Annotated in this window: 12 protein-coding genes; all 12 read left to right on the top strand. The window is 59.1% G+C overall.

The window, feature by feature from the left end:
* The first annotated feature begins 54 nt into the window (after positions 1-54).
* Genes Q8N04_08710 through Q8N04_08765 form a run of 12 tightly spaced genes read left to right on the top strand, consistent with a single transcriptional unit; the run spans position 55 to position 13,468 of the window.
* Entirely contained in the window at positions 55-237 is a 183-nt protein-coding gene (locus Q8N04_08710) for a hypothetical protein (protein MDP3090743.1), read from the top strand.
* A 27-nt stretch (positions 238-264) separates the two neighbouring features.
* Positions 265-1,284, top strand: coding sequence for an HD domain-containing protein (locus Q8N04_08715; protein MDP3090744.1), 1,020 nt, complete (start codon positions 265-267; stop codon positions 1,282-1,284).
* Positions 1,285-1,302: 18 nt separating this feature from the next.
* Entirely contained in the window at positions 1,303-2,100 is a 798-nt protein-coding gene (locus Q8N04_08720; GenBank protein ID MDP3090745.1) for a polysaccharide biosynthesis/export family protein, read from the top strand.
* Between the two features lie 18 nt (positions 2,101-2,118).
* Positions 2,119-4,257: a polysaccharide biosynthesis tyrosine autokinase gene (locus Q8N04_08725; GenBank protein ID MDP3090746.1), complete on the top strand. Its 2,139-nt coding sequence runs from the start codon at positions 2,119-2,121 to the stop codon at positions 4,255-4,257.
* Positions 4,258-4,279: 22 nt separating this feature from the next.
* A complete protein-coding gene (locus Q8N04_08730) occupies positions 4,280-5,662 on the top strand; it encodes an O-antigen ligase family protein (GenBank protein ID MDP3090747.1) in 1,383 nt (460 codons plus the stop codon).
* Positions 5,659-6,861, top strand: coding sequence for a glycosyltransferase family 4 protein (locus tag Q8N04_08735; GenBank protein ID MDP3090748.1), 1,203 nt, complete (start codon positions 5,659-5,661; stop codon positions 6,859-6,861). The genes Q8N04_08730 and Q8N04_08735 overlap by 4 nt, the downstream gene beginning before the upstream one ends.
* Positions 6,858-7,766 (top strand): TylF/MycF family methyltransferase, encoded by a 909-nt coding sequence (locus tag Q8N04_08740; GenBank protein ID MDP3090749.1) that lies wholly within the window; start codon positions 6,858-6,860, stop codon positions 7,764-7,766. The genes Q8N04_08735 and Q8N04_08740 overlap by 4 nt, the downstream gene beginning before the upstream one ends.
* 6 nt (positions 7,767-7,772) lie before the next feature.
* Complete coding sequence (locus Q8N04_08745; protein ID MDP3090750.1) at positions 7,773-8,969, top strand: glycosyltransferase family 4 protein; 1,197 nt, start codon at positions 7,773-7,775, stop codon at positions 8,967-8,969.
* Positions 8,969-10,459 (top strand): oligosaccharide flippase family protein, encoded by a 1,491-nt coding sequence (locus Q8N04_08750; protein ID MDP3090751.1) that lies wholly within the window; start codon positions 8,969-8,971, stop codon positions 10,457-10,459. Before Q8N04_08745 ends, Q8N04_08750 begins: the two co-directional genes overlap by 1 nt.
* A gap of 1 nt (position 10,460) precedes the next feature.
* On the top strand, positions 10,461-11,477 hold the full coding sequence (locus Q8N04_08755) for a glycosyltransferase family 2 protein (protein ID MDP3090752.1): 1,017 nt from the start codon (positions 10,461-10,463) through the stop codon (positions 11,475-11,477).
* Complete coding sequence (locus Q8N04_08760; GenBank protein ID MDP3090753.1) at positions 11,465-12,517, top strand: class I SAM-dependent methyltransferase; 1,053 nt, start codon at positions 11,465-11,467, stop codon at positions 12,515-12,517. The genes Q8N04_08755 and Q8N04_08760 overlap by 13 nt, the downstream gene beginning before the upstream one ends.
* A 6-nt stretch (positions 12,518-12,523) precedes the next feature.
* Positions 12,524-13,468 (top strand): glycosyltransferase family 2 protein, encoded by a 945-nt coding sequence (locus Q8N04_08765; protein ID MDP3090754.1) that lies wholly within the window; start codon positions 12,524-12,526, stop codon positions 13,466-13,468.
* Positions 13,469-13,470: the final 2 nt, after the last annotated feature.

The raw sequence follows: 13,470 nt of genomic DNA on the forward strand, positions 1-13,470 counted from the left end.
CATGTGCACACATCCCATGCTCTGGGAACCTATGACCTGAGGAGTATGACCATCATGGCTAATCTTGTTCGTATTGTCATTCAACTGCCGCTTGAACTGAAGGAACAACTGGATGCCTTGAAATCGCAAGGCTATACGACCAGCGGTTTTATTCGGGCGATGTTAGAACGTGAGTTGAAAAAACCTGAATTGAAGCTGGTGGCCAATAGTCGACGGCCATCCGGCAAATCGTCCTAGCCTGTCACGCTCGCGAGGAACGACGACATGCGGCTTTCAGATTTAGTGCGCGACCAAATCCCGGACCCGCACGAGGGCGTTACCGGTCGACGGTCATGCTTGCCAAGCCCGCTATCCGAGACGAAGAAGTTTTTGGGGGAGAACGTGGTGTCGCTTAGAGAGGCCGATGCCCGTGTTGATTGGTATGGGCGTGCGCACAAGGACATGGCTGCGATCGGAGAGGATCTTCGTGGAAACCGCGGGATGACGACCGAGCGGTGCTTCGGACTGGCCGAAGCGCTCGTCGAGGTGCTCGCGACGAGCGATGACTTGATTCTGCGCATGATGCAGGAAGATGTGAAGGCCTATCAGGTGGCGAACGCGATTCATGTCGCTATTCTCAGTGTGAAGATCGGCCAGGGACTCAACTATGACTCTGCGGCACTGCAACGATTGGCCATGGCGGGGCTGCTGCACGATCTAGGCATGTGGCTGCTGCCTCAAGAGATCGTTGAGAAGCCCGGTTCGTTGAGTGCGGATGAATGGTCCGGCATTCATGCGCATCCCGAGCAAGGGCGCCGTATGGTGGCCGAGATGGGCGAGTCTTTTGATTGGCTGGCCACCGCCATCGCTCAAGAGCATGAGCGATGGGATGGCAGTGGGTACCCCTGTCGGCTGAAGGGCGGAGCGATTACCGAAGTTGCGCAAATCATCGGACTGGCCGATGTGCTCGACGCCATGATGAGTCCGCGGCCCTATCACGCACGGGTTGCCCCGCATCAGGCGCTGCGCTCGCTGTTGGTCCAGCACAAACAGGCCTTCCAGCCCCGCCTTATCAAGACGTTGGTGGATCAACTCTCGCTTTATCCGATCGGGACATCGGTGCGATTGAACGATGGTCATGTCGGCATTGTGTCGAAGGTAAATCCCCGCTATCCCCTCAGGCCGATCTTGCTGGTTCAGCGCATTCGTGAGGGGCAGACGAATAGGGAATCAGAGGCAGTGGATCTCTGTCACGAAACGTCCATGCATATTGTCGAAGTGTTGCCCGAGACGCGTGCCGCGTAGGAGGAATCAGGAGGAGCCATGAGCATTCGCAATCAGACATCGATCGGGTGGACCCTTCTCGCTCTTGCGGTAGGACTTCAGCTATTGCCGGGTTGCCGGAATCCCGGACAATCATCTCTGCCGCCTTCGGCCATCAGTCCTGCGGCGCAACCGCTGCCCCCGATGCCGAAGGGCGATGTCTACGCGGACGAGGCCGTACCCACGGCGGAGACGCCGATTGAGCCCGGCGACACGCTCGACATCGTCATTCGCCGCGGGGCGGGGGAAGAGAAATTTACGAGTGTCGTTCGGGAAAATGGACTGATTGGAGCCTCGTTCTTGGAAGTGATGGTGAGCGGGCTGACGGCCCAGCAGGCCGAGGGGAGGATTCAAGAGCAGGTCATTCCGTATATGCGGAATCCCAGAGTCCAGGTTGTGCTCAGGAAGAAGTCGCTCAAGATTAAGCGGGTGTTTGTGTTTGGCGATGTTCGGAAACCGGGAGCCGTGCCGATGCCGAGAAGCATGACGGTGCTGCAGGCATTGGCGGCCGTGGAGAACTATAACGAAACGGCGCTGCTGGAGGAAATCCGTATTGTACGCGGCGGGCTGGATCGTCCTGTCATCGTAACGGCGGATCTGGCCAGAACTTTTACGTATGGCGATCTGTCGAGAAACGTCGCGCTTGAAGAAAATGACGTGATCTTCGTTCCGCGAGAACACATGGGCGATGCCACGGAGGCCGCCAAGAAGATTATGCCGATTGTGCAAATGGCGATTGCCCCGTTCTATCCGGCGTTCTTGATTCCGGCGTTTTTCCCCACCGCCACGATACGATAGCAAGGAGACGACGGTCCGATGGCACAATATGAGCTGAATGTAATCGATTACTGGCTGATCATCAAAAAACGCAAGTACCTCATCACGCTTGCGGCCGCGCTGGTCGTGGGATTTACGGTGCTCTTTTCCCAGTTGCTGCAACCGCCGCCTGTGTATGAAGCGTCGTCGCGAGTGAAATTTGACCGGTCGACGACCGTGGTGCAACAGCTCTTGGAGTCGATGTCTTTCTCCAACGCCAACGATCTGATTACGCAGTCCGAGTTTATCCGAAGTTTCCCAGTCATGGAGCGGGTAGCGATGCAGTTGGGCGTGGTGCCATCCGATCTGACGCCGGAGCAGAAGCGGTCTGCAGAACATTTGAATCTAATTTATGACTTCGGCCAGCAGATCAAGACGCAACGGGAAGGCGATACGAACATCATCAGAATCACCGCTACGGCGGGCGAGGCGCGCATGGCCGAACAGATGGCCAATCTCGTCGCGGAGTCTTATCGCCAGGAAAATATCGCGGCCAGGAATCGGTTGGTCACAGAGTCTCGACGATTTGTGGAGGACCAGCTTCGTGAGCTGGAGAGACAGCTGGCCGAGGCTGAGGAAGCGCTGCGACGCTTCAAGGAGCGGGAAGGCCAGGTCTTTCTCACCGACGAGGCGAAAGCCGCGCTGGAGACCTTCACGAAGCTGGAAGATCAGCACAATACCGTTGTGCGCAACCGGGGCGAGGCGGAACGTCAGATCGCGGTCTTGAGCCGGAATGACGGCACGCTGGAGCAGGACAATATTCGTATCTTTACCGAAGAGCAGTACGCGCAATTGACGGCGCTGAATCAGCGTCTCCTGGACCTCGGGCAGGAGCGAACGGCCTTGTTGATTAACTATACGGAGAGTCATCCGGTGGTGAAGGAGCTCTCGCAGAAGATTGCGGGTGTGAAGGCTGAAATGGTGCGGGAGTTACGCTCGAAGCAAAAAACCCTGGATGAGCGGGGCATTGCTCTGGGCCAGCAGATTCGCCTGTATCGGGAACGGTACATGGCGTTTCCCAAAGCCGCCATTCAGATGAGCCGGCTGGAGCGCGACGTGAAGGTCAACGCGGATCTTCTCGAATCGCTGAAAGTCAAACATCAGGAACTCTTGATCAAGAGCGCAGGACAGATCGAGGAAGTGACCATCATCGCACCAGCGATTACGCCAATAGCGGCAGTCAACGCTTCCAATATGCTCTTGAACATCATGGTCAGTTCGCTGATGGGACTGTTTATGGGGGTGGTGCTGGCGTTTGCCCGGGAATCGTTCGATACATCGATCGGCACCATCGAAGGGGTAGAGGAATTTCTCAAGGTTCCTGTGCTGGGAATTATTCCGCAATTCGATCATCGTGAGTTGGTGGAACAGGCGAAGGCGGCGCTGCCTGCCTCGACGCCACCGGCCACTGTGGAAAGTTTGTCGCGGTTGATCTGCCTGGTCGATCCCAAATCGGTGCTGTCGGAGAGTCTCCGGTCGCTCCGCACGAATATTCAGTTCGCCAGCATGGATCGAAAAGTGAAGTCGATACTCTTTACGAGCGCAGGACTCGGCGAAGGGAAAAGTACGTCGGTCATCAATCTGGCGATCACCATGGCGCAGGAAGGACAGCGAGTACTGCTGGTCGACGCAGATCTTCGGAAGCCCATCGTCCATCAACGGTTGGGCCTGGATCGCGAGCCGGGATTGGTCGATGCCTTAATCGGAACCACGTCGTGGCGATCCTACGTGCGGTCGGCCTCGGATCTGATGTTGGGGCCTATCGGCGCAGACCGTATGATGAACACGCCCGGACTGGATAATCTGCATGTTCTGACGAGCGGATCTGAGTCGGGCAACCCGAATGAATTCTTGAACCTGAATAAGATCAAACTGCTGGTTGATGAAATGCAGCAGGATTATGACATGGTGCTCTTCGATACGCCTCCGATCCTGCCGGTCACGGATGCGGTCGCCTTCAGCTCGCGCGTCGATGGCACGATTCTCGTGTATCAAGTCGGGAGAATCGGACGGAACGCACTGAAACGCGCCAAGTTCCTGTTGGATCATGCGCAGGCGAACATCATGGGGGTGGTGCTCACCAATGTGAAGTCGGAAGTGACTCCTGAGTACGGGCTGTACCGTTACGAATATCGGTGAGCGAGATGGGAGTCCGGATCCTGTGTATTACGCCGCTGTTAAACCGAACGATGTGATCGTCGTCACGGCATTAGCCGTGATCCTCGCGCTTGGCTTGACGCTGACCACTCCGATCGTCGGATTGCAGGCCACCTTAGGCTTCTTTATCGTCGTCATCGCTTTTACGTCGGTGCCGGCCGCGCTGTATCTGCTCATCTTTTCCATGCTCCTCTCGCCGGAAATCGCCGTTGGCCGAGTAGAGGGGCGTGGCGTCGGGGTTCGCGAATTGTCTTTCAGACTGGACGATGTATTTTTGGTCATCATCGGTTTCGGATGGCTGGTCAAGACCGTCGTGTACCGGGAGCTCGGCCTGTTTCGGGAGACCCCCCTCAATCGCCCCATTGCGGCGTATATGATCGTCTGCGTGGTGGCGACGCTCATGGGGGTGATGGCCGGTCGGGTGCAACCGGTCACCGGGTTCTTCTTCGTGTTGAAGTATTTCGAATATTTCTTCGTATATTTCATGGTGGTGAATCATGTGACCTCCAAACAGCAGGTTGTCGGATTGGTGACCGCACTGCTCATCACTGGCTTCATGATCAGCCTCTATGCTATTTATCAGATTCCGAGCGGGCAACGGGCGACCGCGCCGTTTGAGGGCGAAGTCGGCGAGCCCAATACGCTGGGCGGCTACCTTGTGTTTCTCCTCGCTATTGTGACGGGATTATTGATTCACATGAAAACCGGTCCGATCCGCATCGCGCTGTTGGTCTTGGGCGGATGCGGGCTGCTGGCCTTGATGGCCACACTCTCACGCTCTTCGTATCTGGCCGGAGCGGTATTGATCGTGGCCGTCGGAGCGTCTCAGTGGAGAAAACCGCGGGTCGTGGTCCTGCTGTTGCTCGCCATGGCACTCTTGCCGCTCTTTGCTCCCGACAATGTGAAGACTCGCATCAACGAAACCTTCTTCGGCCGCCAGTACGGCGGCGAGATTCAAGTCGGGAAAGTCGGTTTGGATTTGTCGACATCGGAGCGTCTTCGGTCCTGGGCCTATGTGCTGCAGGATTGGGTCCATAATCCGATTCTTGGCCGAGGGATTACCGGCTATGCCTGGGCCGATGCGCAGTACGTCAAGATTATCGGTGAGACCGGTCTGGCCGGCCTCCTTGCGTTCATGGTGATTACCGTGCGGCTATGGCTGAGCACTCGAATGATTTATGCATCGGAGGACGATCCGTTTGCGAAGGGACTGGCCTTAGGCGTCTGGCTCGGCCTTATTGCGATGCTGGCTCATGCCGTGGGGGCCAACACCTTTATCATCATACGGATCATGGAACCGTTCTGGTTGTGCGCGGGGCTGGTGATGATTCTGCCGCGGCTCTCGAAGGCCGAAGAGCCGGTCGCCGGTGAAGCGAGGTTCGTATGAACTGGTGGGTCTGTTGTTATTGGCATGAACCGGATGCGCCGACCGACCCGGTTGGGTTGGTGCGGATCTGGGCGGTAGCCGATGCGTTAGTGTCCGTCGGCGACGAGGTCACCGTGTTTGCTCCGAGGTATCGGTCGGCGTTGATGCCGAGGCGATCGCAGGTGGCGCCGATTCCCATGCTGCCGGGATCGGTCATTCGTCCGATCAGCTACGCAGTAGGGGCATTCATCTCTGGGCTCTGGCGAGGCTTCCGCAAGCGGCCGACGGTGGTCTACTACCGTTGGATGGAAAGTCTTCATCCGCTCCTGCTCGCACGGATCTTTGGCGCAGTCTGTATTTGTGAAATAAACGGAGAGCCGGTTCCCCCGTGGGGTGCCCGCGGATGGCGTGGGCGCATGACGCACGCGCTGGCTTCGTTTGCGTTGCGACGTTGTGATCGCGTGGTCGCGTTGACGGAAGGATTGAGCCGGCTCGTGCAAACGGAGTACGGGGTGCTGGCTGATCGCGTGGCGCTGTTCCCGAGCGGGACGGATACGTCGTTGTTCCATCCAATGGAGACGAACCGCTGCGTGCAAGAGGCGGGGTTGGATCCAGCCTGTGAGTATATCGGGTTTGTCGGGAGCTTCTATCGGTATCAGGGATTGGGAACATTGCTGGAGGCGTTTGAACGGCTGCATGCGAGACGTCCGGCTGTGCGGCTCTTGATGGTAGGGGACGGCGAGGAAGCCGCGGCCCTTCGCGAGCAGGCCGCTCAGCGAGGCCTTACTCGTTGGATCACCTGGACCGGTCGAGTCCCGTATGCGCACGTTCCGCTGTTGATCGGAGCCATGGATGTGTGTGTCGCGCCGTTCTGCGGGGGTCGGGGAGAGACCTCGCCGGTCAAAATATTCGACTATCTGGCCTGCGGAAAACCCGTGGTGGCGAGCGCGATCCCCTCAGTTGCCGCGTTGTTTGCCCTGTCGAATGGCGTTGTCCTGGTCGAGCCGGATCGCGCTGAGATTCTGGCCGACGCCGTATTCGCATTGCTCGATCGGCCCAAGGAGTCCCAGCGGTTGGGCCAGGATGGCCGTACCTTTGTCGAAGAACGATGCGGATGGGAGGCGATCGTACAGAGGCTGCGCGACCTCGTCGAGAAGATGGTCCCCCACCAACAGAGTCAACAGCGAGCGCTTATTAACAATGCAGGTGAGAGAGCATGAATCAGCCTATGCCGGAACCGGTCAGTGGTACGACGCCCCAGGAGTTATATCTGCACCTGATGAAGCAATGTCTGACCAGAATGCTCTGGAGGGAAAAATACCGCCCGATGGCGGCGTCTCTTAACGGATGGCGGGGACTTATCCTGAAACCGCTGCAGCATCTTGCCCGTCAGGCACAGATGGAGCTGGTCCACGTCGAGCCGGATCGAGCCGATGCCCGTCAGGAAGGACGCGATTGGCCGCTGGAAGCAGAAACGATGGTGGGCCTGAAGCGGCTGGAGAATCTTCAACAGTGTGTCACATCCGTCATTCGAAACGGTGTTGCCGGCGACCTTATTGAAACCGGCGTCTGGCGGGGCGGCTCCTCGATCTTTATGCGCGCCATTCTCAAGGCCTACGGCGATACGTCGAGGAAAGTCTGGCTGGCCGATTCATTCCGGGGTTTGCCGCCACCGGATCCGACTCGTTATCCGGTCGATGCGGGCGACACGCTCTGGAAGTACTCCGAGTTGGCCATTCCGCTGGAACAGGTGAAGGCGAACTTTTCGCGCTACGGCCTTCTGGACGAGCAGGTGGCATTTTTGCCGGGATGGTTTCGCGACACGCTGCCGAGGGCGCCGGTGGAAAGAATAGCGGTGTTGCGGCTCGACGGAGATTTGTATGAGTCCACGATAGAGGCGTTAGTCGCTCTGTATTCCAAGGTCTCGGTCGGGGGATATGTGATTGTCGATGATTATGGGTTACCGACCTGTCGTGCGGCGATTGAAGATTTCCGTCAGGCACAGGGCATTACCGATCCGATTCAGCTCATCGACTGGACCGGGGCCTTCTGGCAACGGTCTGCGGCCAATCCTGTGGCGATGACGGTCAGGCGCGAGTCGCCATCGCTTAGCGCTGTTTCCTAGGGTGACATGAATATTCTGGTCTATTGCGATGAGGAGTTGGGGGTCGCCGGTGGCGGAAGCCGTCAGGTGGTGGAGTTTGTGCGCTCCCTGGCAGCTCGAGGGCATGCGGTGCGTGTCGTCGCTCCGAAACCCCGGGCTGGAACGGAGAAGGCGATTCGGTTAGGTGATGCGCACCCGGTCTGGGTGACGGTGCTCCGGCTTCCTGTGCTTCGACCATTGCTGTATCTCGTGGCCTCGGCGGTCGCTCTGTGTCTGGCGATGTGGCGAGAGAAACCGGAGATCCTTCTCTGGTTCGACTCGCCGGGCCAGATGGCTCCCCTCTGGTGCGCCCGGGTGATGCGGTGTCCCTATGTGCTGTTTGTGAATGGATTGCCGGCGGAAGAATTGACCGGCCTATGGGGCTGGGCTCCGATCCGCGGTCTGGTGCAACGGGCGTTGCGTGTGTCGGCACAGCAGGCGCAGGCCGTTGTCAGCGTCTGTCGGGAGATCCCGCAATGGATGCAGCGCGAATGGGGAGTCGAGCCGGCCCGGTGCCGCGTGATTCGAAACGGAGTAGATCCTTTGGTCTGTGTGCCGCGCGACAAGGCGGAGGCCCGCCGTCGCCTGGGCCTGAGCCCGGATCGGCCGTACATCGGATTTGTCGGAGGTTTCTTTCCGTGGCATGGGCTGGATACGCTCGTGGAGGCGATGGCGCTGGTCCGTCTCGAACACCCGGACGCCACGCTGCTCTTGGTCGGCGATGGACAAACCAAACCGGCACTGGAAGCGTTGGTGCGCCGACAGGGACTGGAGGAGGCCGTGTCGTTCGTCGGGCGCGTGCCATTTGACGAAGTGTCCTGGTGGATCGGAGCGAGTGATCTCTGCGTCGTGCTCCATCGTCCTGTTCGCTTCTATCCGGGCGATTCCATGAAACTCTGGGAATATCTGGCTTGTGCGAGACCGGTGGTGGCGACGGCAGGAGAAGGCTACGGGGATCTCGTGGAAGCGCTGGGCGCCGGTGTATCGGTGAAAGCTGACGATGTGCGTACCCTGGCGAAAGGACTGTGCGGTCTGATCCAAAATCCGTCGGCGGCAAGCAAGATGGGACAATCCGGTCGTCGCGCTGTCTTGGGAGCCCATACCTGGGAGGCGAGAGCGGTGGAATTGGAGCGAGTCTTGGGAGTGTGTCCCGTTGAACCACTGCGTGAACGGGTGTGTGCCTGATGACGATGTCATCAAATCATGAGCCGGTCACCTCGGGCGAATCTGACACGGCTGTCCCCGATGCGGTGCGCATTCGTCATCGGGTCTTGGAAGCCGGCGGGTGGGCCATGGCCGGGTTTGTCCTTGAGAAAGGGATGGGGTTTCTCCAACTCATCGTCCTGACGCGGTTGCTGTTGCCTGGTGACTTTGGATTGATGGCGGCTTCTGCGGCTGTTCTTCTGGCGATTCAGACGTTCTCGGAGTTAGGGCTTGAGCCGGCGGTGATCGCCAAGCCGAATGTGACCGACGCCGATCTGCGCGTAGCCTGGACCTTGTCGGTGATTCGAGGGGTTGTCCTGACCGTCGGTCTCTGGGGACTGGCGGACGTCATTGCCGGCAGCCTGCGGATTCCAGAATTGGGCTTCTTTCTTCGGGTCCATGCAGTGGGCGTCCTCTTACAGTCGCTGCACAGCCCGGCGTTGTTCGTTCTGCTCAAACATCTGGATCTTCGGCGGCGGGTGTCGTTCGATCTCAGTCGTCGCCTGGTCGAGTCCGCCGTCACGATAGGATTGGCCTGGTGGTGGCAGAGTGCTTGGGCGTTGCTGGGGGGCCAGTTGATCGCGTTTCTCTTTGGCTCGCTCCTCTCCTTCTGGATTGCGCCCTGCCGCATCCGTTGGTCGCTTGATCGCACGGCCTTGCAGAGTCTCTGGAGTTACGGCCGGTATCAGAACGTCACGGCGTGGTTTCTGTTTACCGTGATGAGCGGTGGAGATTTTGTGGTCGGCCGATTACAGGGGGTCGGGGGCCTTGGCCAATATCAGTTGGCGATGGCGATCCCGACCATGATCGGGATCCGGGCGATGAGTGTGATTTCTCAGATCAGTCTGCCGACCTACGCGCTCATGCAAAAAGACCGTGCCGGAGCGTTGCGGGCTCTGAGCCTGCAAATGAGCCTGACCGGAATGATCGTCGTGCCGAGTGCGATGGCCGTGGCGATTTTGGCCCCGTATCTGGTTCCGTTTGTGTTCGGCCCATCCTGGTCGGCGGCGATCGAGCCGTTGCGGGTGTTGTGCCTGTTTGCGATTGCGGCGGCCTTTTGCAGCGTCATGGCGGCTTTCCATTGTGGCGTGAACCGACCGGACCTCCAAACAAAGATTTGGGCGGTGATGTGTGCCTGTTACGTTCCGATGGTGATTCCCTTCACGATTGCCTGGGGGCTGGCAGGAGCCGCGTGGGCCTTGGCGCTGACATTTCTCGTGGGGCTCGGCCTGCATCTTAAGGCCACAGTGGAAATCCTGGGCGTAGAAGCTGTATCGGCATTTGCACCGCTGCGATGGGCCGGCGGCCTGGTGGCTCTGGTGGGGAGCGGGGTGGCCCTGAGTCAGGCCGTGCCGTCGATGTGGATCGCGCAGTGGCTGGGCGCGTTGTGTGGTCTGGCCGGGATCAGTGTCTATGGCTGGCACGTGTGGTCACGCGAGTCTCTCCGCCTGCGCATGCTGTGGGGCTCATAAGATGATGACCAGGGTTGATGCCAAAGGCCCGATAGATGTCTCGATTATCATCGTGAATTGGAATACGCGGTCGCTCCTGGAGCGCTGTCTGGCTTCCATTGAGACGGGTGTCGCTGGCCTCGCGGCGCAGGTGCTGGTGGTCGAGAACGGGTCTATCGATGGGAGCGCTGAATTGGTGGCAGCCAAGTTTCCATCGGTCGAACTCCTGCGCAATCTGGAGAATGCCGGCTTCGCCAGAGCCAACAATCAAGCGTTTGAACGCGCGCAGGGCCGTTATGTGCTGCTGTTGAACCCCGATACGGAGCTGCGGAGCGGTGCTGTGAAACAGCTGGTGCATTTTCTCGATGCAGATCCGCGGCGAGCCGGTGCGACGGCGGTGTTGCGCAATCCGGATGGCACGCTGCAGCGGTATCACAAGCGGTTGCCGCGATGGTCATCCATCCTGTGGTCCGAAACGCTGCTCCGGAATGTGGCTCCGCGCAACCGGTGGATGCGCGACTTCTACATGCTGGACGAGCCCTTCGATGTGGTAACGGAAGTCGAACAGCCGCCGGCCGCCTGCTTGATGCTGCGCCGGTCAACGATTGAGGCCGAGACGCTCTTCGACGAGCGGTTTCCCATTTTCTACAACGACGTGGATTTGTGCCGACGGTTGCGGGACGCAGGGCATCGCCTGTTTCTCTTGCCGGAAGCCGAAGTGATGCATCACGGCGGAGCCGGGGGAGTCGGAGCTATGCCGGACCAGGGCGTGGCCGATAGCTTGATCGGACTGATCCGGTACTACCGCAAGCATGCAGGACTTCTCAGTGCCGGAGTCTTGTGGCTGGTATTGACCTTGAATTCCGCGCTCGTTCTCATCGGGGGGCTGGTGAAAGTCTTGGGGGGGCGTCGCTCCTTGCAGTGGTGGAATGTGGAACTGGCGAAACGGGTACGACTGGCTGTGGGGCAGGAAGCCTTTCACTATCCGACGAACATGCGGGCTGAAGTGCTGGCCGAGGCGGTGGTATGCCGGCACTAACGACGGAGATTGTTAGCCAGTGCGTCTTGTGCGGTGCACCCGGTGAGACACTGTTTCAGGGGTTGCGTGACCGGCTCTATTCCGTCGAAGGCGAATTCGGCTTTGCCCGCTGCGCCGCCTGTGGATTGGTCTGGCAGAGCCCGAGACCGATCATGGAGGACATTCCGAAGTGTTATCCGGACGATTACGAGCCCCACGAGGGAGCCACGCAGGGCGCAGACCTGATTCGCCCGGCGGCCGGAATGCGCGATGCCTTGCGGGCCATGATTTTGAGCGAGGTCTTCGGCTATACCCAGTTCAAGCGGCAGGAGTGGTGGGCTCCGGTGACCGGGCGGGTGCTCGGTCATGTGTCCGCTCTACAAGATCGGGCGCGGTATGGCCGCGATGAGCTGTGTCCTCCCTTTGTCGAGGGCGGGACGTTGCTGGATATCGGATGCGGGGCAGGCGGCTATCTGTCGGCGATGAAAGCGTTGGGATGGAAGGTGCTGGGTATCGATCTCTCTCCGCAGGCCGCACGGATTGCGCGGGAGAGCTACGGGGTCCCGGTGAAGGTGGGAACCTTGGAGTCGGTTGGTGTGGCGGACCGCAGTATGGCGGTGATTACGATGGTGCATGCGATCGAGCATGTCCCCGATCCGATCAGTCATTTGCGACAGTGCCATCGGGTGTTGCAGGACGGAGGACGATTGGTCCTGACGACACCGAATTTTTCGGGCCTGATGAGCCGACTCTTTGCAGATCACTGGATGGCGCTCGAGCCGCCCCGGCATCTATGGCTCTTTACGCCTGAAACCTTGAAAGCCTGTGTGGAGCGGGCGGGATTTCGTGTCGAACGGATGTTGACTCGTCCGTTCCTCTCGCAGGTGAATTACGAAAAGAGCCTGCTCATCCGGCGCCAGGGACATGCACGGGGAAATTTACGGCCCAGCGATGCCGGCCCGATGGCGCGCGGGCTCCATCGGCTGGAGCAAGGGTTGTTGCCCTTCTGGCGATGGGCGGGCAATGAATTGATGCTCAGCGCCGTGAAACAAGAGGAGTAAGGCCACGTGGATCTGTCGATCGCCGTCATCAGTTACAATACTCGCGACCTGCTCCTCGCCTGTCTGCAATCGGTTCAGGACAGAACGACGGGGGTGGATTATGAAGTGATCGTGGTGGATAACGCCTCCCACGACGGAAGTGTGGATGCGGTACAGACTCGGTTCCCGCACCTCACGGTGATTGCCAATGCCGAGAATTGCGGCTTTGCCAAAGCGTGCAACCAGGCGGCATCCGTCAGCTCGGGGCGGTATCTCTTGTTGCTGAACAGCGACACGGTGATGCAGCGGCACACGCTCCGCACGATGGTGACCGGTCTGGAACAGCATCTGGACATCGGAGCTGTGAGTTGCCTCCAGCGTGACGAGCAGGGACAGGTGCTGCAGTCGTGTTTCCCCTTTCCTTCTATTCGTGACCATGTACGGTATTCGGAGACGCTGCCTCTGGTCGTCAGGCGATTAGTCGGGACTGTGCCCCCGATGGACTTCACGCAATCGCAGGATGTCGATTGGGCCAACGGCGCCTGCCTCATGATTCGCAAAGCGTTGTTCGACCGGCTGGGCGGATTGGATGAACGGTTCTTCATGTATTTCGAAGATGTCGATCTGTGTCGTCGGGTTCAGCAGTTGGGCTATCGCATTCGATATGTGGCGGAGGGGGAGGTGGTGCATCTGCTCGGACGGAGCAGCCGCACGAACCGGCCAGGCCTCAATAAGCAATGGGAACTCAGCCGCATCCGCTATGTGGAAAAGCATTTTGCGCAACCCCGACGATTTCTGATGAAGGGCTGGATTGCCGTTGGAGTGATGCGCAAGTTGATGGTGACCGCCTGCTCGCATGCCTCCGATCGACGGCAGGAGATTCAAGCCATGTGGACAACGTTGCGACGGGTCTGGCTGGGGCATGACGAGGCTGATTCGGCAGTCATGTCTCCGGCAGGACTACGAGGATAACG

This window comes from Nitrospira sp. (assembly GCA_030692565.1).
Taxonomy (GTDB): domain Bacteria; phylum Nitrospirota; class Nitrospiria; order Nitrospirales; family Nitrospiraceae; genus Nitrospira_D.